This window comes from Xanthomonas codiaei (genome assembly GCF_002939785.1).
GTDB classification, from domain to species: domain Bacteria; phylum Pseudomonadota; class Gammaproteobacteria; order Xanthomonadales; family Xanthomonadaceae; genus Xanthomonas; species Xanthomonas codiaei.
Map to the genome: position 1 here is coordinate 1 of NZ_MDEC01000069.1, position 2,400 is coordinate 2,400.

1 protein-coding gene is annotated in these 2,400 nt (G+C 61.5%); it reads right to left on the bottom strand.

What is annotated here, in order from left to right; translation table 11 throughout:
• Positions 1–71 precede the first annotated feature (71 nt).
• Positions 72–2,400: hemagglutinin repeat-containing protein (locus XcodCFBP4690_RS22005; RefSeq protein ID WP_244183776.1), on the bottom strand; the 2,329-nt coding region annotated here is incomplete at its 5' end.

Consider the following 2,400-nt stretch of genomic DNA (forward strand, 5'->3'; position numbering starts at 1 on the left):
TCACCGAACGTCAGCTGCATGGATGAATCCTCTACATGAGGCGGTAGTGTCGCGCATCTGTGGTGAGTTGATCAGACCTTTCTTAGATCCCGCTGTGAATCAAGCATCACTTCGCCGCCAGCCAGAAGTTTGCTACCCGCCAGGACGATGTCGCCTTCTGTCGAGCGCACGCTGATGCCACCTGCTGCCGTGACCGAAGCTCCGCGCTGGGTGGCACGTTCAATGTCTACATTTGCGGATGCGCTTTTGCTACCAAAGCCCATCGCGATCTGCGGCATGCTTCCTGCGGAAGCAGCCACTTCATTGAGATAACTCTTGGTTTTTTCCCTTCCATTGGCATCGCTATCGTCAATCTGCTGCATATTGCGAACAGTGTCGATCGGAATGCCAACCAACGCCATCGATAGGCCGCTACTGCTAGCCTTAGCTTGCGACTGAATTCGCTCGGTTTGCTCGACCGGCGTGATTTCCACGCTACGGCCCTGGATCGCAATATTGCCGCCGATTCCTTCGACATCATCGGTGGAGCGACCGGCAAACAGATCGCTACCACGGATCGCAACATCGCCTCCTGCCACTACACTCACATTCCCTTCGACGCTACCAATCAAACTTCCTGTCGTGGCGGTTTTGCTGGACTGGCTTGCATTCGACGCTTTCTGGCTACCGGCCGTGAAGCCAATGCCCCCCAAGCCGCTCGCACCACCTCCGCCAAAGAGACCGGACTTCTTGGTCTTGGATTCATGAGACTCGGCGTAGCTGTTCTCCGCAACATCGATGGCAATATTGTTACCAGCAGCAAGTGTCACATCGCCAGTGCCAGCAATCTGCGCACCTTGCGACAGCAAGTCGTTACCCGCTGCGATCTGCACCGTATCGCCACTAAGTGATGTCCCGACGGCCAGCGTGTCCTGCCACTCGTCATGCGTCGTCGTGGTCTTGCTGCTGAACGTTCCCTTTTTCTTCTTGGTCATGTCCTGCACGGCATCGTACTGCTCGCTGGCGGCGAGCAGGTTGACGTCGTTGCCGGCGGCCAGGGTGATGCCGCCGTCCTTGGTGGCGGCCGATGCGGCGGTCAGGGTGATGTCGCTGCCCGCCTGCATGGCGAGGTTGCCGCCAGCGGTGAACTCGGTGCCGTAGACGGTTTCGTCGCGGGTGCTGGTGGTCTGCTTGAAGCGCTTGCGCGTTTCCAGCGTGTCGCTGGTGTCCACCGTGGTCAGCGTGCTGGCGTTGATGTCGTTGCCGGCGCTGACCCCCAGCCCCTTGCCTGCATCGAGCTTGGCAGCGACCAGATTGACGTCGTTGCCGGCGCTGAGGATCAGGTTGCCGCCGGCCGTCAGTGCTTGCTGATCGATGGTTTGGGTGGTGGTTGTCGTGCTGACGCGGGTCTTGCCGTTGCGGGTCTTGTAGCTGTCGGTCTCGGTCTCGTTGAGGACGGACTCGACATTGAGGTTGTTGCCTGCTGCGGCGATCAGATCACCACCGGCCTTGACCTCGGCCTGGCGGATGGTCAGGTCGTTGCCGGCGGTGAGTTGCAGGCTGTCGCCGGTGCTGATGTTGGTGCGGGTGGCAACCTTGCCGTCCAGACCGGTGGTCGGGGTCAGCGAGAGGTTGTTGCCTGCCTGCAAGGCGGCGCTGCCGCCGGCGTTGATGGTCACGCCATGCAGTTGCAGGTCGTTGCCGGCGGAGACGATCAAGTCCTTGCCGGTGACGACAGACACCGCATCGCCGCCACGCAGCAGGCCATTGTCGTCGCGCAATGCGCTGGGCGTGAGGCTGAGATTGTTGCCCGCGATCAGCGCCGCGCTGCCGCCCGCTTGCACGCGGGTGCCGGTCAGGGTCATATCGTTGCCGGCAAACAGTTGCAACGTAGTGCTGGCACTGATGCCTGACAGGATGCCGACGCCATTGATGGCCTTGGCCGCTTCGCTAACCAGAGTGTTGCCGGCCGCAAGCCCCACATCGCGGCCCTGGATCTGGCCCTGGTTAAGCAGGTCGTTGCGCGCTTCCAATGCCACGGTACCGGTGCCGCTGATACGGCCCTGGTTGAGCAGGTTGCCGGCGGTGACGCTGACATCGGCACCGGCGATCACGCCCTGGTTGCTCATGGTGTTGGTGGCGTTGAGCTCGACGTTGCCGCCGGCGATCAAGGCGCCATTGCCGCGCAACTGCAGCGAGTTGGAGGCCAGATAGACCACCGGCACCAGTACCTTCTGACCCTGGTAGTCCTGCTCCACCATCCACACGATGTCTTGCGTGAGCGCAGCCGCCTGCGCGGCGGTGAGGCCGACGCCCATACTCAATTGCAGCTGGCTGCCGACGTCCCCCCGTCCTGAGTAGCGGCCGGGTTTAGAATCCAGGGTTGATGATAGCGGCGTTTGCCAGTTGTTGGGCATACGC